Below are 16316 nucleotides of genomic sequence, written 5' to 3' on the forward strand. Positions count from 1 at the left end.
CCAAGAGCCCTGCCTAATGCGTCCATTTTTCAAGACATGGCTAACCATTTGCCTATTAATGCCACTGGCCGCCCACGCCACCAATCGTGAGCAACGTCTTCCAAACGTTAACGGTTTCACCCCTAAATCCCATGCCTCTGCTCCTTCGAACAAAGGCAAACAGGTCAAACACACCACGCTGAGCAGCAACGGCCGCAGCAAGCTGGTGCCACCGATGGCGACCAAGGAAAGCAGCAACGTCCTGAGTCGCGCGGTAAACGTCCTCGGTACACCCTACCGTTGGGGCGGCAGCAGCCCGAGTAAAGGCTTCGACTGCAGCGGTCTGGTGAAATACGCGTTCAACGACGCCACGTTCGACCTGCCACGCACCTCGAACGCCATGGCCAGCGGTCACGGCGAGAAAGTCGAACGCAAGGACCTGAAACCGGGCGACCTGATTTTCTTCAACATCAAGAGCCGTCGGGTCAATCACGTTGCCATCTACTTGGGCAACGATCGTTTCATCCATGCGCCACGGCGCGGCAAAGCGGTGAGCATCGACACACTGAACAAGCCGTACTGGGAAAAGCATTACGTGGTGGCCAAACGCGTATTGCCGAAAGAACAGGGGCAGATGCGCGTCGTTCAGCGCTGATTGTTCAGGTACAAAAAAACGCAGCCCACGGGCTGCGTTTTTTTTGCCTAAAAGTTATCCGGCGTGCGCGCCTTCTCCCGCGCATGTTCACGGCTGATCAAGCCCTTGGTCACCAGATCCTTCAGGCACATGTCGAGTGTCTGCATCCCCAGTGAGCCGCCGGTCTGGATCGCCGAATACATCTGCGCCACCTTGTCCTCACGGATCAGGTTACGGATCGCCGACGTCCCCAGCATGATCTCGTGCGCCGCCACCCGGCCACCGCCGATCTTCTTGATCAGCGTCTGCGACACCACCGCCAGCAACGATTCCGAGAGCATCGAGCGCACCATGGATTTTTCGTCCCCGGGGAACACGTCCACCACCCGGTCGATGGTCTTGGCTGCCGACGTGGTGTGCAAGGTGCCGAACACCAGGTGCCCGGTTTCGGCGGCGGTGAGTGCCAAGCGGATGGTTTCCAGATCACGCATCTCGCCCACGAGGATCACGTCCGGGTCTTCGCGTAGCGCTGAACGCAATGCGGTGGCGAAACTGCGGGTATCGCGATGGACTTCGCGCTGATTGATCAGGCATTTGCGTGATTCGTGGACGAATTCGATCGGATCTTCAATGGTCAGGATGTGGTGATGGCGATGGGTGTTGAGGTAATCGATCATTGCCGCCAGGGTTGTGGACTTGCCGGAACCGGTCGGCCCGGTCACCAGCACCAGCCCGCGTGGCGCATCGGTGATCTTGCGAAAGACGTCGCCCATGGCCAGGTCTTCCATGGTCAGCACTTTTGACGGGATGGTCCGGAACACCGCCCCGGCGCCCCGGTTCTGGTTGAAGGCATTGACCCGAAAGCGCGCCACGCCGGGGACTTCGAAGGAAAAGTCGGTTTCCAGATGTTTCTCGAAGTCCACCCGCTGGGTGTCGTTCATGATGTCGTAGATCAGCTCGTGCACTTGCTTGTGATCCAGCGCCGGCAGATTGATCCGCCGCACGTCGCCATCCACGCGGATCATCGGCGGCAGACCGGCCGACAGGTGCAGGTCGGAAGCGCCCTGTTTGGCGCTGAAGGCCAGCAGTTCAGTGATATCCATAGCGTCCCTCAATTCCAGTAGAATGCCGCGAACCTTCAGACCGCTGGCGCCTCTTGATGTCCACGATAGCAGACAACATTCTCCAGGTTAGTTCGCGTATTCATGCCGCCACCGCTGCCGCCGGACGCGATGAAAACAGCGTCCAGCTGCTGGCCGTGAGCAAGACCAAACCGGCCGAAGCCCTGCGCGAAGCGTACGCCGCCGGCCTGCGCGACTTTGGCGAGAACTACCTGCAAGAGGCCTTGGGCAAACAGCTCGAACTGGCCGACCTGCCCTTGATCTGGCACTTCATCGGCCCCATTCAGTCGAACAAGACCCGCTCGATCGCCGAGCATTTCGCCTGGGTGCACTCCGTGGATCGTCTGAAAATCGCCCAACGCCTGTCCGAACAACGCCCGGCGGATCTGCCGCCACTGAACATCTGCATTCAGGTCAACGTCAGCGGTGAGGCCAGCAAGTCCGGCTGCACGCCGCAAGACCTGCCGGCGCTGGCCCAGGCCATCAGCGCCCTGCCACGCCTGAAGCTGCGCGGGTTGATGGCGATTCCCGAACCGACTGAAGACCGCGCCGAGCAGGATGCTGCATTCGCCGCCGTTCAGAAGTTGCAGGCCAGCCTCGATCTGCCGCTCGACACACTTTCCATGGGCATGAGCCACGACCTCGAGTCGGCCATTGCCCAGGGCGCGACCTGGGTCCGTATCGGTACGGCCCTGTTCGGCGCCCGCGACTACTCCCAATCTTGAACATTTCCAGATAAGGACCTGACATGAGCAACACGCGTATTGCCTTTATCGGTGCCGGCAACATGGCCGCCAGCCTGATCGGCGGCCTGCGGGCCAAGGGTCTGGAAGCTGCACGGATTCGCGCCAGCGATCCGGGCGAAGAAACCCGCAACCGGGTCAGCGCCGAACACGGCATCGAAACCTTCGCCGACAACGCCCAGGCCATCGACGGCGCCGACGTTGTCGTGCTGGCAGTCAAGCCACAGGCCATGAAAGCCGTGTGCGAAGCGATTCGCCCGAGCCTGAAACCGAATCAACTGGTGGTCTCCATCGCCGCCGGCATCACCTGCGCCAGCATGACCGCATGGCTTGGCGAGCAACCGATCGTGCGCTGCATGCCGAACACCCCGGCGCTGCTGCGTCAGGGCGTTAGCGGTTTGTACGCTACCGGCGAAGTGAGTGCCGAACAACGCCAGCAGGCTGAAGAACTGCTGTCCGCCGTGGGCATTGCCCTGTGGCTGAACGAAGAGCAGCAACTGGACGCCGTCACCGCCGTCTCCGGCTCCGGCCCGGCATACTTCTTCCTGCTGATCGAAGCCATGACCGCCGCCGGCGTCAAACTCGGCCTGCCGAAGGAAACCGCCGAGCAGCTGACTTTGCAGACCGCGCTGGGCGCCGCGCACATGGCGGTGTCCAGCGACGTCGACGCCGCCGAACTGCGCCGCCGCGTGACCTCGCCGGCCGGCACCACGGAAGCTGCGATCAAATCGTTCCAGGCCGGCGGCTTCGAAGCCCTGGTGGAAAAAGCACTCGGCGCCGCCGCGCACCGCTCGGCCGAAATGGCCGAACAACTGGGCAAATAAGGAGCCTTACATGATTGGATTGAACACCGCAGCGGTCTACGTGCTGCAAACCCTCGGCAGCCTGTACCTGCTGATCGTGCTGCTGCGCTTCGTCCTGCAACTGGTGCGGGCGAACTTCTACAACCCGCTGTGCCAGTTTGTGGTCAAGGCCACGCAGCCGCTGCTCAAGCCACTGCGCCGGATCATCCCGAGCCTGTTCGGCCTCGACATGTCGTCGCTGGTATTGGCGATTCTCGTGCAACTGGCGCTGATGGCGCTGACCCTGCTGCTGACCTATGGCACTACCGGTAACCCGCTGCAACTGCTGATCTGGTCGCTGATCGGCGTGACGGCGCTGTTCCTGAAGATTTTCTTCTGGGCCATGATCATCAGCATCATCCTGTCCTGGGTCGCACCGGGCAGCCACAATCCGGGCGCCGAACTGGTGAACCAGATCTGCGAACCGGCCCTGGCGCCGTTCCGCCGCATCCTGCCGAACCTCGGTGGTCTGGACCTGTCGCCGATCTTCGCCTTCCTCGTGCTGAAGCTGATCGACATGCTGGTGATCAACAACCTTGCGGCGATGACGATGATGCCGGAAATCCTGCGCCTGCTGATGTGAGCTGGTTTCGCTGGGACGGTGACGACCTGATTCTGGAATGTCACCTGCAACCGGCCGCCCGCAGCGATGATTTCTGCGGGCTGCACGGTGATCGCCTGAAGATCCGCCTGACCGCCCCGCCGGTCGAGGGCAAGGCCAATGCGTACCTGATGGGGTTTCTGGCCAAGGCTTTTGGGGTTTCCAAAAGCCAGGTCAGTTTGCTCAGCGGCGAGTTGAACCGGCAGAAGCGGGTGAAGATCTGCTCGCCGAAGAAGTTGCCGGATCTGCCCGGACTAGTCAGCTGATCGTTCCCACGCTCTGCGTGGGAACGCATGCCGGGACGCTCCGCGTCCCCCGCCGAAGCGGACGCGGAGCGTCCAATGAGGCATTCCCACGCAGAGCGTGGGAACGAGCGCAAATCAGGCCTGATCGTTGCTTGCCGCTAACCCCACCGGTCTTTAGACTTACGCCTCATTTCAACGAGAGCAGGGTCGATGCCAGCTGCCTTTCCCCCCGATTCTGTTGGTCTGGTGACGCCGCAAACGGCGCACTTCAGCGAACCGCTGGCCCTGGCCTGCGGCCGTTCGCTGGCCGATTATGACCTGATCTACGAAACCTACGGCACGCTGAACGCGCAAGCGAGCAACGCCGTGCTGATCTGCCACGCCTTGTCCGGCCACCACCACGCTGCGGGTTATCACAGCGTCGACGACCGCAAGCCCGGTTGGTGGGACAGCTGCATCGGCCCCGGCAAACCGATCGACACCAACAAGTTCTTCGTGGTCAGCCTGAACAACCTCGGCGGTTGCAACGGCTCCACCGGCCCGAGCAGCCTCAACCCGGAAACCGGCAAGCCGTTCGGCGCCGACTTCCCGGTGCTGACCGTGGAAGACTGGGTGCACAGCCAGGCACGTCTGGCCGACCTGCTCGGCATCGGCCAGTGGGCCGCGGTGATCGGCGGCAGCCTGGGCGGCATGCAGGCGCTGCAATGGACCATCACGTATCCGGATCGCGTTCGCCACTGCCTGGCCATCGCCTCGGCCCCCAAGCTGTCGGCGCAGAACATCGCCTTCAACGAAGTGGCGCGCCAGGCGATCCTCACCGACCCGGAATTCCACGGCGGCTCGTTCCAGGAACAGGGCGTGATCCCCAAACGCGGCCTGATGCTGGCGCGGATGGTCGGGCACATCACCTACCTGTCCGACGACTCCATGGGCGAGAAATTCGGCCGTGGCCTGAAGAGCGAAAAGCTCAACTATGACTTCCACAGCGTCGAGTTCCAGGTCGAAAGCTACCTGCGTTATCAGGGCGAAGAGTTCTCCGGGCGCTTCGATGCCAACACTTATCTGTTGATGACCAAGGCGCTGGACTACTTCGATCCGGCAGCGAACTTCAACGATAACCTGGCGAAAACCTTCGAAGGTGCGAAAGCCAAGTTCTGCGTGATGTCGTTTACCACCGACTGGCGTTTCTCCCCGGCCCGCTCGCGGGAATTGGTGGACGCGCTGATGGCGGCGCGCAAAGACGTCAGCTATCTGGAAATCGACGCGCCGCAAGGCCACGACGCCTTCCTGATTCCGATCCCGCGTTATTTGCAGGCATTCGGCAATTACATGAACCGCATTACGTTGTGAGAAAGCCATGAGAGCTGATCTGGAAATCATCCAGGAATGGATCCCCGCCGGCAGCCGCGTGCTCGACCTCGGTTGTGGTGACGGCGAGTTGCTGACCTGGCTGCGCGACCACAAGCAGGTCACCGGCTATGGCCTGGAAAACGACCCGGACAACATCGCCGAGTGCGTGGCCAAGGGCATCAACGTCATCGAGCAGGACCTGGACAAGGGCCTGGGCAACTTCGCCAGCAACAGCTTCGACATCGTGGTGATGACCCAGGCCCTGCAAGCCGTGCATTACCCGGACAAGATCCTCGACGAAATGCTGCGGGTCGGTCGCCAGTGCATCATCACCTTCCCCAACTTCGGTCACTGGCGCTGCCGCTGGTACCTGGCGAGCAAAGGCCGGATGCCGGTGTCGGAATTTCTGCCGTACACCTGGTACAACACGCCGAACATCCACTTCTGCACCTTCGAAGACTTTGAAGAACTTTGTCGCGAACGTGAGGCAAAGGTCATTGATCGGCTTGCCGTGGATCAACAGCACCGCCACGGGTGGGCCAGTAAGCTATGGCCTAATCTGTTAGGTGAGATCGGTATCTACCGCGTCAGCAGCCCGGGGCTTGCGGATCACAGAATCGCGGTCTGAACCACGACATTGCGAGGAGAACGAACATGGGACGCTTGATTACCGCGCTATTGGCCGCCTTCCTGAGCCTGTCGGCCGTGGCCGCCGATGCCATCAAGGGCGAACGCAAGGAAGTGTTCGGTGATGTCACCGTGCATTACAACACCTTCAACTCGACCTTCCTGACGCCGGACATCGCCAAGGCAGCCGAGCTGATCCGCAGCAAGAACCAGGGCGTGATCAATGTCTCGGTAATCAAGGACGGCAAACCGCTGATCGCCCAGGTCACCGGCACCGTCAAAGACCTGACCAGCCAGAGCGTGCCGCTGACCTTCCGCCAGATCACCGAACAAGGCGCGATCTACTACATCGCCCAATACCCGGTGGAGCAGCAGGAAACCCGCACCTTTGAAATCAAGGTGCAGACCGGCGACAAGATCAACACCCTCAATTTCAACCAAGAGCTTTTCCCTGGCCAATGATCAATCTCAAGCAACTCGTACTGGCCAGCCATAACGCCGGCAAACTCAAGGAACTCCAGGCCATGCTCGGCGATTCGGTGCAACTGCGCTCGATCGGCGAATTCAGCAGTGTGGAGCCGAAAGAAACCGGCCTGTCGTTCGTCGAGAACGCGATCCTCAAGGCGCGCAATGCCGCTCGCATCTCCGGGCTGCCGGCGCTGGCCGACGATTCGGGCCTGGCGGTCGATTTCCTCGGCGGTGCGCCGGGCATCTACTCGGCGCGCTACGCCGACGGCAAGGGTGACGCGGCGAACAACGCCAAACTGCTCGACGCCTTGAAGGACGTGCCGGAAGCCGAGCGTGGCGCGCAGTTCGTCTGCGTGCTGGCGCTGGTGCGTCATGCCGACGATCCGCTGCCGATCCTCTGCGAAGGTCTGTGGCACGGGCGCATCCTGACCGCCGCCAGCGGTGAGCACGGTTTCGGCTACGACCCGCTGTTCTGGGTACCGGAGCGTAACGTGTCCAGCGCCGAGCTGAGCCCGAGCGACAAGAACCAGATCAGCCACCGCGCCCGTGCAATGGATCTGCTGCGCCAGCGTCTGGGCTTGAAATGACCGATAGCTCCTGCGCGTCGTCGCTGATTATCGGCGGCGCCGCCTCCTCGCCTCGGGCACCGTTACCGACGCTGCCGCCCCTGGCGCTGTACATCCACATCCCGTGGTGTGTGCGCAAATGCCCCTATTGCGACTTCAACTCCCACACCGCCAGCCCGGTGCTGCCGGAGCAGGAATACGTCGACGCGATGCTGGCCGACCTCGATCAGGATCTGCACGCAGTCTATGGCCGCGAGTTGAGTTCGATCTTCTTTGGCGGCGGCACGCCGAGCCTGTTCAGCGCCGAAGCGCTGGGCCGCTTGCTGGAAGGTGTGAAACAGCGCATTCCATTTGCCGACGACATCGAAATCACCCTGGAGGCCAACCCCGGAACCTTCGAACAGGAGAAGTTCGTCGCCTACCGCAAACTGGGGATCAATCGCCTGTCGATCGGCATCCAGAGCTTCCAGCAGGAAAAGCTCAAGGCTCTGGGCCGAATCCACAACGGCGACGAAGCCGTGCGGGCGGCAGGCATGGCGCGTCAGGCCGGGTTCGATAACTTCAACCTCGACTTGATGCACGGCTTGCCGGACCAGTCGCTTGAAGATGCCCTGAGCGATCTGCGCCAGGCGATCGAGCTGAAGCCGACGCACATTTCCTGGTATCAGCTGACACTGGAGCCGAACACCGTGTTCTGGAACCAGCCGCCGGTGCTGCCGGAAGACGACACGCTGTGGGACATTCAAGAGGCCGGACAGGCGCTGCTGGCCGAGCACGGTTACGCGCAGTACGAAGTTTCGGCCTACGCGCAACCGGGTCGCCCGGCGCGGCACAACCTGAATTACTGGAGCTTCGGCGACTTCATCGGCATCGGCGCCGGCGCCCACGGCAAGCTCAGCCATCCGGACGGGCGCATCGTGCGCACCTGGAAGACGCGCCTGCCGAAGGACTACCTCAACCCGGCCAAAAGCTTCCAGGCCGGCGAGAAAGCCCTGACCAACGACGAGATGCCGTTCGAGTTCCTGATGAACGCCCTGCGCCTGACCGCTGGCGTCGAATCGCGCCTGTACCCGGAGCGCACCGGCCTGCCGCTGGAGAGCCTCGACGAACACCGGCGCGAGGCCGAACAAAGCGGTCTGTTGCAGGTCGAACCGTCACGTCTGGCGGCCACCGAGCGCGGACAACTGTTCCTCAACGACTTGCTGCAGAAATTTCTGAGCTGACCGCTCTTAAGGAAACCGCATGGATTTGATACTCGACCTGCTCGCCACCGTGTCCCGCTGGAGCCGCAGCAACCTTTCGGAAATCGCTTTGGCCTTGGTGGGCTGCCTGCTGGTGCTGTTCGGCGCTGACTTCAAAGGCTGGGTCGAGCAACGCCTGGGCAGCATCGCCGGCGCTCTGCGCGTGCCGCTGATGGCCCTGCTGTGCCTGATCGGCAGCGGCGCAGCACTGATCTACGCGACGCCGTGGGTAGTGAAGGGGCTGAGCCAGTTCAACAACTACAGCCTGGCGCCAGTGTTGTTGGTGGTGCTGGTGTTGATTGGCGTGGTCGCCGACCGCCGCTGATTTTCAGCTACTACCCAAAACAACTGTGGGAGCCATTGGCTCCCACAGTTTTTTATTGCGTAACGTTTAAGCGAGCTTTTCGAATTTCAGATCCCACACGCCATGCCCAAGACGTTCGCCGCGGCGTTCGAACTTAGTGATCGGGCGTTCGGCCGGGCGTGGTACGCACTTGCCGTCTTCGGCGAGGTTGCGATAGCCCGGGGCGACGTTCATCACTTCCAGCATGTATTCGGCGTACGGCTCCCAGTCGGTGGCCATGTGCAGAATGCCGCCGACTTTCAGCTTGCTGCGCACCAGTTCAGCGAAGGACGCCTGAACGATGCGGCGCTTGTGGTGGCGGCTCTTGTGCCACGGATCCGGGAAGAACAACATCAGGCGATCGAGGCTGTTGTCGGCGATGCAGCGGTTGAGCACTTCGATCGCGTCGCAATCGTAGACCCGCAGGTTGGTCAGGCCCTGAGTCAGCACGCCGTTGAGCAGCGCGCCGACACCCGGACGGTGAACCTCGACACCGATGAAATCCTGTTCCGGCGCAGCGGCGGCCATTTCCAGCAGCGAGTGGCCCATGCCGAAACCGATCTCCAGCGAACGCGGCGCGGAACGGCCGAACACCTGGTCGTAATCCACCGGCGCATCGGCCAGCGGCAGGACGAACTTCGGCGCGCCCTGATCCAGGCCGCGCTGCTGGCCTTCGGTCATGCGCCCGGCGCGCATCACGAAACTCTTGATGCGGCGGTGTTGGCGCTCGTCGCCTTCTTCCGTCTGGATTGGCGTGTCGTTCGATTCAGTCATCAATAGCTCTTACTTGATCAGACCATCCAGCGGCGAAGAGGCGCTGGCATAGAGTTTTTTCGGCATGCGGCCGGCGAGGTAGGCCAGGCGGCCCGCGACGATCGCGTGTTTCATGGCTTCGGCCATCATGATCGGCTGCTGGGCGTGGGCGATGGCCGAGTTCATCAGCACGGCGTCACAGCCCAGTTCCATCGAGATGGTCGCGTCGGAAGCGGTGCCGACACCGGCATCCACCAGCACCGGGATCTTGGCTTCTTCGAGGATGATCTGCAGGTTGTACGGATTGCAGATCCCCAGGCCCGAACCGATCAGACCGGCCAGCGGCATGACCGCGATGCAGCCGATTTCCGCCAGTTGCCGGGCGATGATCGGGTCATCACTGGTGTAAACCATCACGTCGAAGCCTTCCTTGACCAGCACTTCGGCGGCCTTGAGGGTTTCGATCACGTTGGGGAACAGGGTTTTCTGGTCGGCCAGCACTTCCAGCTTCACCAGATTGTGGCCGTCGAGCAGCTCACGGGCCAGGCGGCAGGTGCGCACGGCTTCGACCGCGTCGTAGCAACCGGCGGTGTTCGGCAGGAAGGTGTAGCGATCCGGCGACAGCACTTCGAGCAGGTTCGGCTCGCCTTCGATCTGGCCCAGATTGGTGCGGCGCACGGCGAAGGTGACGATCTCGGCACCCGAGGCTTCGATGGCCAGGCGGGTTTCTTCCATGTCACGGTACTTGCCGGTACCGACCAGCAAACGCGACTGGTAAGTACGACCGGCCAGAACGAAAGGCTTGTCGCTACGAACGATGCTCATGGGGAATCCTCTGTTGGGGTGAGGGTCTTGCAGAATTCTCGGCCCATGCAGGCTTGGCGATCAGCCGCCGCCGATCGCGTGCACGACTTCGACATTGTCGCCGTCGTTCAAAGTGGTGTCGGCATGCTGGCTGCGCGGGACGATATCCAGATTGAGTTCGACCGCGACGCGGCGTCCGGTCAGATCCAGACGCGTCAGCAGGGCCGCAACGGTTTCACCGTCGGGCAGTTCAAAGGATTCACCGTTCAACTGAATGCGCATGCGCAACGCCGCCATCACTTTTTAGGGGGTGGCATTCTAGCCCGATCATGACCTAAAGGTCAGCACCAAGCGTCAAGCGGTTGGGTGCAGGCGCCAGGCGGCGAGTCCGAGGCATAGCCAGCCGATCAGGAACGCCAGGCCGCCGAACGGGGTGATGATGCCGAGCTTGCTGATGCCGAGGGTGGTCAGCAGGTACAGACTGCCGGAGAACAGCAGAATACCGACGGTGAACGAGATGCCGGCCCAGGCGACCAGACGCCCCTGAAGCTGCGTCGCCAGCAGCGCCACGCCGAACAGCGCCAGCGCGTGCATCAGTTGATAGGTGACGCCGGTGTGGAAGATCGCCAGATACTCCGGGGTCAGGCGGTTTTTCAGGCCATGGGCGGCGAATGCGCCGAGGCCGACGCCGGTAAAACCAAAGAAGGCGGCCAGCATCAGAAAGCTACGCAGCATGTAGAACTCCAGTCAGACTCGATCGGCAGGGTCTGTATAATGGCCCGCTCAACCGGTTCGGCCAAGCCATCTCTATGCTGCGTTTATTTCTCCGTCGTTTCACGAAGGCCCTGCTCTGGTTCGCGGGCGGCAGCGTATTGCTGGTGTTGGTGTTTCGCTTTGTGCCGCCACCGTTCACGGCGCTGATGGTCGAGCGCAAGATCGAATCCTGGGTCGACGGCGAGCCGATCGATCTGCAACGCACCTGGAAACCGTGGGACGAGATCTCCGATGACCTGAAGGTCGCGGTGATTGCCGGCGAAGACCAGAAATTCCCCGAGCACTGGGGTTTTGACCTGAGTGCGATCAAGGCCGCACTGGCCCACAACGAACTCGGCGGTTCGATTCGCGGCGCCAGCACCTTGAGCCAGCAAGTGTCGAAGAACCTGTTCTTGTGGTCCGGTCGCAGTTATCTGCGCAAGGGCCTCGAGGCGTGGTTTACTGCACTGATCGAAGTGTTCTGGCCGAAGCAGCGGATTCTTGAGGTGTACCTGAACAGCGTCGAGTGGGATGACGGCGTGTTTGGTGCCGAAGCGGCGGCAAGGCATCACTTTGGCGTAGGCGCCAGGTCGCTGTCCCGGCAACAGGCGAGCTATCTGGCGGCTGTGCTGCCGAATCCGCGGGTCTGGAGCGCCAGTCATCCGACCGCTTATGTGTCGCGTCGGGCCGGCTGGATTCGCCAGCAAATGAGCCAGCTGGGTGGCGACAGCTATTTGTTGACACTCAATGATTCGCGCCGCGCGCCCTGGGCCCAATGACTTTCTGACAGGCAAACAAAAACGCCCCGATCATCACTGATCGGGGCGTTTTTTATTGCCGGACTGCCGGTTATGCGGCAATCGACAACTTGAGCTTGTTCATCGCGCTCTTCTCGAGCTGACGGATCCGCTCGGCCGACACGTTGTACTTCTGCGCCAGGTCGTGCAGCGTCGCTTTCTCTTCTGCCAGCCAGCGCTGGTAGAGGATGTCGCGACTGCGTTCGTCCAGCACTTCCAGCGCTTCGTGCAGGTTGTGATTGGAGTTGTCACTCCAGTCGGCATCTTCCAGTTGACGGGCCGGGTCGTACCGGTGGTCTTCCAGGTAGTTGGCCGGCGACTGGAAAGCGCTGTCGTCGTCTGCTTCCGCAGCCGGGTCGAAGGCCATGTCATGGCCGGTCAGGCGACTTTCCATCTCACGCACTTCACGCGGCTCGACGCCGAGGCTTTCCGCCACACGGTGGACTTCCTCGTTGTTCAGCCAGGCAAGACGTTTCTTCTGGCTGCGCAGGTTGAAGAACAGCTTGCGCTGGGCCTTGGTGGTCGCGACCTTCACGATCCGCCAGTTGCGCAGGATGAACTCGTGAATCTCGGCCTTGATCCAGTGCACCGCAAAGGACACCAGACGCACGCCCATTTCCGGGTTGAAACGCTTCACGGCCTTCATCAGGCCGACGTTACCTTCCTGGATCAGGTCAGCCTGAGCCAGACCGTAGCCGGAATAGCTACGGGCGATGTGTACAACAAACCGCAGGTGGGCGAGCACCATCTGCCGAGCCGCCCCCAGATCCTGCTCATAGTAGAGACTCTCGGCCAGTTCACGCTCCTGCTCCGGCGTCAGCAATGGAATGCTGTTGACGGTGTGCACGTAGGCTTCCAGGTTTGCGCCTGGAACCAATGCATACGCAGGTTGCAAAGAATTGGACATACGGAAAAACCTCCGACTTACATACTCATGCTTTTCAGCATTGCGAAAAATTGACCGGAAACTCAAATGAAAGTTTCCTTAACCACTGAAAGGTCAATCACGCGCAAAAAAGATTCTACTTCGGCGCCAGCTCCCTGAGATGACGTGCGACGGCAATCCATGCACCGATATAACCCAACAGCACCGCGCCAAGCAAGAGCGACAGACCATCGGCAACTGGCACGCCGGCCAGTGCGAAATCACTGCCGTACAAGCCGGCCAGCCCGACCACCGCGTCGTTCAGCCAATTCAGGCCGAACGCCAAAACACCCCAGGACAGCAGACCCGCACCGAAGCCATACAGCGCGCCCATGTAAAGAAAGGGACGACGCACATAGCTGTCGGTGCCGCCGACGAGTTTAATCACTTCTATCTCGGTGCGGCGGTTTTCAATATGAAGACGAATGGTATTGCCTATCACCAAAAGTAATGCAGAAACCAGCAACACCGTCAGACCGAACACAAAACGGTCACCGAGCTTGAGGATGGCGGCCAGACGCTCGACCCAGACTAGATCAAGTTGCGCCTGTTGTACCTTGGGCAGCTCGGAAAGTTTTTGTCTTAATGCTTCCAGGGTCGACTTGTCGACCTCGTTCGGCGTCACCAGTACCACGCCCGGCAGCGGGTTTTCCGGTAGCTCGCGCAGGGCTTCGCCCAAGCCGGACTGCTGCTGGAACTCTTCCAGCGCCTGGTCGCGGCCGACATATTCAGCATCAGCTACGCCCGGCATGCCCTTGATCTGATCACGTAACGCTTCGCCCTGAGCCGGACTGGCCTCGAGCTCCAGGTACAGCGAGATCTGCGCCGCGCGCTGCCACGAGCCGCCCAGGCGCTCGACATTGTTCAGCAACAACGAAAGGCCCATCGGCAGACTCAGCGCAACTGCCATCACCATGCAGGTGAAGAAGCTGCCGATCGGCTGCTTGCCGAGACGGCGCAGGCTGTCGATCCAGCTGGCGCGATGGCTTTCGATCCAGGCACGGAACAACGTGGCGAAATCCGGGCCGTCGTCATCGTCGTGCTTTTTCTTCTTTGGCGGTTGCGGATCGGCGGCCTTCGGGGCCACGCGCTCGGAAACCTTCGGACTGCGTGTTGCACTCATACGCCGGCCTCCCCGTCGCCGATCAATCGGCCACGTTGCAGGGTCAGCATGCGATGGCGCATACGCGCGATCAGCGCCAGGTCGTGACTGGCGATCAGCACGCTGGTGCCCAGACGGTTGATGTCTTCGAACACGCCCATGATCTCGGCCGCCAGACGCGGGTCGAGGTTACCGGTCGGTTCGTCCGCCAGCAGCAGGGCCGGACGGTGAACGATGGCCCGGGCAATGCCGACGCGCTGTTGCTGACCGGTGGACAGGTCGCCCGGATACAGCTCGGCCTTGTCCGACAGCGCCACGCGCTCCAGCGCCGAGTCGACGCGCTTGGCGATCTCGACCTTGGACAGCCCGAGAATCTGCAACGGCAGCGCGACGTTGTTGAACACCGTGCGATCGAACAACAGTTGATGGTTCTGGAACACCACCCCGATCTGCCGACGCAGGAACGGAATCTGCGCATTGCTGATGGTGCTCAGGTCCTGCCCGGCCAGCAGCAGTTTGCCGCTGGTCGGACGCTCCATCGCCAGCAACAGGCGCAACAACGTGGATTTACCGGCACCGGAGTGGCCGGTGACAAACAGGAACTCGCCGCGACGGACTCGAAAGCTCAGCTCATGCAAGCCGACGTGACCGTTCGGGTAGCGCTTACCGACCTGTTCGAAACGAATCATGAACGCTCCCGCTCGGCAAACAGTGCCTGGACAAAGGGTTCGGCTTCAAAGGTACGCAGATCGTCGATGCCTTCACCGACGCCGATGTAGCGGATCGGCAGGCCGAACTGCTTGGCCAGGGCGAAAATCACCCCGCCCTTGGCGGTGCCGTCGAGCTTGGTCAGCGCCAGGCCGGTCAGTTCGACGGTCTGGTTGAATTGCTTGGCCTGGTTGATGGCGTTCTGGCCGGTGCCGGCGTCGAGTACCAGCAGCACTTCGTGCGGCGCATCGGCGTCGAGCTTGCCGATCACCCGGCGAACCTTCTTCAGCTCTTCCATCAGGTTGTCTTTGGTGTGCAGACGACCGGCGGTGTCGGCGATCAGCACGTCGATGCCACGGGCCTTGGCGGCCTGCACGGCGTCGAAGATCACTGAAGCCGAGTCCGCGCCCGTGTGCTGGGCAATCACCGGAATCTTGTTGCGCTCGCCCCAGACCTGCAACTGCTCGACAGCCGCGGCACGGAAGGTGTCACCGGCAGCGAGCATGACTTTCTTGCCTTCCAGCTGCAGTTTTTTCGCCAGTTTGCCGATGGTGGTGGTCTTGCCGGCGCCGTTGACGCCGACCACCAGAATCACGAACGGCTTGTTCTGGGAAGCGATCTTCAGCGGCTGCTCGACCGGTTTGAGCATTGCGGCCAGCTCGGCCTGCAGGGATTTGTACAGGGCGTCGGAATCGGCCAGCTCTTTACGTGCGACCTTCTGGGTCAGACGCTGGATGATCACCGAAGTCGCCTCGACGCCGACGTCGGCCGTCAGCAGGCGGGTTTCGAGGTCGTCGAGCAGATCGTCATCGATGGCTTTCTTGCCGAGGAACAGGCTGGCCATGCCCTCGCCGATGCTGGCACTGGTCTTGGACAGGCCTTGCTTGAGACGGGCAAAGAAGCCGGCCTTGGTTTCTTCGGTGCGCGGGGCCTCGACCGGGGTTTCAACCTGGATTTCCACAGGAGCGACTGGCGCGACTGGCGCTACGGCGACCGGTGCAGGTGCAGGTGCAGGTGCAGGTGCAGGTGCAGGTGCAGGCTCGGGCGCTTCGACAATCGGGGCAACCGGAGCAACCACAGGTTCTGGAATGACCGGAGCAGCTTCCACCACCGGCGCCTGAACAGGCTCGGGGGCGAACGCAACCGGCGCAGGAATCAGCGGCGTAACGTGCGGCGCAGCCTCTTCAACCAGCGCCACCGGCTCTTCCGCCACTGGCAAGGTCAGCCACGGCTCGCTGGCCGGGGTCAGCGGCAACTCAGCGGCAGCCGGCGCTTCAGGCTCGGCCTCGACCACTGGTTGCAGCACCGGCTCGGCGATCGGCAGCACAACCGGTGCCGGCGCTTCTTCTATTACCGGAGCGGGCGCGGGGGCCGGCTCAGGAATGGCAGTCGGCTGTTCGACGACGGGTTCCTGCGGTTTCTTGCGCAGCCATCCGAACAGGCTTTTCTTCTCGCCAGCCGCAGCTGGGGTCTTCTTGTCGTCGTTGGAACCAAACATGGAGGACGGCTATCTCACGGTAGCGACGCGCCACAGGGGCGCCCCGGCAAATAAATATTCGATGCAGAACAGACTGTGTTTCACCCAGCTTGTTCACGCGCAACATTTTGTCGAGGCGCCAAAAGCACCTCAAAGGTCATTAAATACGAAGGACTGGAACGGCATCGTCGGCGAAAACGCAGAGTTTAGCTGAGAAACTCAAAGCTTCTGCCGGTA

21 protein-coding genes are annotated in these 16316 nt (G+C 61.6%); 12 read left to right on the plus strand and 9 right to left on the minus strand.

What is annotated here, in order from left to right:
- Positions 1-16: 16 nt before the first annotated feature.
- The gene (locus EIY71_RS18100; protein WP_011336371.1) at positions 17-634 is read left to right on the plus strand and encodes a C40 family peptidase; all 618 of its coding nucleotides are present in this window, start codon (positions 17-19) and stop codon (positions 632-634) included.
- 47 nt (positions 635-681) lie between these two features.
- On the opposite strand, the gene EIY71_RS18105 is transcribed toward EIY71_RS18100, so the two are convergent.
- The gene (locus EIY71_RS18105) at positions 682-1716 is read right to left on the minus strand and encodes a type IV pilus twitching motility protein PilT (RefSeq protein WP_039767934.1); all 1035 of its coding nucleotides are present in this window, start codon (positions 1714-1716) and stop codon (positions 682-684) included.
- 56 nt (positions 1717-1772) lie between these two features.
- On the opposite strand from EIY71_RS18105, the gene EIY71_RS18110 reads away from it, so the two are divergent.
- The 10 genes from EIY71_RS18110 (at position 1773) to EIY71_RS18155 (ending at position 8742) form a co-directional block, all read left to right on the plus strand.
- Positions 1773-2459, plus strand: coding sequence for a YggS family pyridoxal phosphate-dependent enzyme (locus EIY71_RS18110; RefSeq protein WP_102685777.1), 687 nt, complete (start codon positions 1773-1775; stop codon positions 2457-2459).
- Between the two features lie 23 nt (positions 2460-2482).
- Positions 2483-3301 (plus strand): pyrroline-5-carboxylate reductase, encoded by an 819-nt coding sequence (gene proC / locus EIY71_RS18115; protein ID WP_134022576.1) that lies wholly within the window; start codon positions 2483-2485, stop codon positions 3299-3301.
- A 10-nt stretch (positions 3302-3311) separates the two neighbouring features.
- Entirely contained in the window at positions 3312-3902 is a 591-nt protein-coding gene (locus tag EIY71_RS18120) for a YggT family protein (protein ID WP_011336374.1), read from the plus strand.
- Complete coding sequence (locus EIY71_RS18125; RefSeq protein WP_039767931.1) at positions 3899-4186, plus strand: DUF167 domain-containing protein; 288 nt, start codon at positions 3899-3901, stop codon at positions 4184-4186. The genes EIY71_RS18120 and EIY71_RS18125 overlap by 4 nt, the downstream gene beginning before the upstream one ends.
- A gap of 189 nt (positions 4187-4375) precedes the next feature.
- A complete protein-coding gene (locus tag EIY71_RS18130) occupies positions 4376-5515 on the plus strand; it encodes a homoserine O-acetyltransferase (protein WP_134022578.1) in 1140 nt (379 codons plus the stop codon).
- 7 nt (positions 5516-5522) lie between these two features.
- The gene (metW, locus tag EIY71_RS18135) at positions 5523-6143 is read left to right on the plus strand and encodes a methionine biosynthesis protein MetW (protein WP_011336377.1); all 621 of its coding nucleotides are present in this window, start codon (positions 5523-5525) and stop codon (positions 6141-6143) included.
- A gap of 26 nt (positions 6144-6169) precedes the next feature.
- On the plus strand, positions 6170-6604 hold the full coding sequence (locus EIY71_RS18140) for a DUF4426 domain-containing protein (RefSeq protein ID WP_134022580.1): 435 nt from the start codon (positions 6170-6172) through the stop codon (positions 6602-6604).
- Positions 6601-7197, plus strand: coding sequence for an RdgB/HAM1 family non-canonical purine NTP pyrophosphatase (gene rdgB, locus EIY71_RS18145; protein WP_134022582.1), 597 nt, complete (start codon positions 6601-6603; stop codon positions 7195-7197). The genes EIY71_RS18140 and rdgB overlap by 4 nt, the downstream gene beginning before the upstream one ends.
- A complete protein-coding gene (gene hemW, locus EIY71_RS18150) occupies positions 7194-8399 on the plus strand; it encodes a radical SAM family heme chaperone HemW (protein ID WP_102685780.1) in 1206 nt (401 codons plus the stop codon). Before rdgB ends, hemW begins: the two co-directional genes overlap by 4 nt.
- A 19-nt stretch (positions 8400-8418) precedes the next feature.
- Complete coding sequence (locus tag EIY71_RS18155) at positions 8419-8742, plus strand: DUF3392 domain-containing protein (protein WP_074690154.1); 324 nt, start codon at positions 8419-8421, stop codon at positions 8740-8742.
- Positions 8743-8808: 66 nt separating this feature from the next.
- Here the strand turns inward: EIY71_RS18155 and trmB are convergent, their stop codons facing one another.
- The 4 genes from trmB to EIY71_RS18175 form a co-directional block, all read right to left on the minus strand.
- The gene (gene trmB, locus EIY71_RS18160; RefSeq protein ID WP_085646976.1) at positions 8809-9534 is read right to left on the minus strand and encodes a tRNA (guanosine(46)-N7)-methyltransferase TrmB; all 726 of its coding nucleotides are present in this window, start codon (positions 9532-9534) and stop codon (positions 8809-8811) included.
- Between the two features lie 9 nt (positions 9535-9543).
- Positions 9544-10338 carry a thiazole synthase gene (locus tag EIY71_RS18165; RefSeq protein ID WP_007953385.1) on the minus strand — a complete coding sequence of 265 codons (795 nt, stop codon included), beginning with the start codon at positions 10336-10338 and terminating at the stop codon, positions 9544-9546.
- 60 nt (positions 10339-10398) lie between these two features.
- Positions 10399-10599, minus strand: coding sequence for a sulfur carrier protein ThiS (thiS, locus tag EIY71_RS18170; protein WP_007953386.1), 201 nt, complete (start codon positions 10597-10599; stop codon positions 10399-10401).
- 72 nt (positions 10600-10671) lie between these two features.
- Positions 10672-11052 carry a DUF423 domain-containing protein gene (locus EIY71_RS18175; RefSeq protein ID WP_134022584.1) on the minus strand — a complete coding sequence of 127 codons (381 nt, stop codon included), beginning with the start codon at positions 11050-11052 and terminating at the stop codon, positions 10672-10674.
- Positions 11053-11126: 74 nt separating this feature from the next.
- Here EIY71_RS18175 and mtgA point away from each other — a divergent pair, with 74 nt between their 5' ends.
- On the plus strand, positions 11127-11849 hold the full coding sequence (gene mtgA / locus EIY71_RS18180) for a monofunctional biosynthetic peptidoglycan transglycosylase (RefSeq protein WP_085611980.1): 723 nt from the start codon (positions 11127-11129) through the stop codon (positions 11847-11849).
- Between the two features lie 70 nt (positions 11850-11919).
- Here the strand turns inward: mtgA and rpoH are convergent, their stop codons facing one another.
- The 4 genes from rpoH to ftsY all read right to left on the minus strand — a co-directional run bounded on the left by rpoH (position 11920) and on the right by ftsY (position 16100).
- Entirely contained in the window at positions 11920-12774 is an 855-nt protein-coding gene (gene rpoH, locus EIY71_RS18185; RefSeq protein ID WP_007953393.1) for an RNA polymerase sigma factor RpoH, read from the minus strand.
- A gap of 115 nt (positions 12775-12889) precedes the next feature.
- Positions 12890-13915, minus strand: coding sequence for a permease-like cell division protein FtsX (gene ftsX, locus EIY71_RS18190; RefSeq protein WP_085746696.1), 1026 nt, complete (start codon positions 13913-13915; stop codon positions 12890-12892).
- On the minus strand, positions 13912-14583 hold the full coding sequence (ftsE, locus tag EIY71_RS18195) for a cell division ATP-binding protein FtsE (RefSeq protein ID WP_007953396.1): 672 nt from the start codon (positions 14581-14583) through the stop codon (positions 13912-13914). The genes ftsX and ftsE overlap by 4 nt, the downstream gene beginning before the upstream one ends.
- Positions 14580-16100 (minus strand): signal recognition particle-docking protein FtsY, encoded by a 1521-nt coding sequence (gene ftsY, locus EIY71_RS18200; protein ID WP_134022586.1) that lies wholly within the window; start codon positions 16098-16100, stop codon positions 14580-14582. The genes ftsE and ftsY overlap by 4 nt, the downstream gene beginning before the upstream one ends.
- Positions 16101-16316 lie beyond the last annotated feature (216 nt).

Origin of the sequence: Pseudomonas sp. CH235, from assembly GCF_004368175.1 — a bacterium.
In the GTDB taxonomy this organism is placed as follows: domain Bacteria; phylum Pseudomonadota; class Gammaproteobacteria; order Pseudomonadales; family Pseudomonadaceae; genus Aquipseudomonas; species Aquipseudomonas paraglycinae.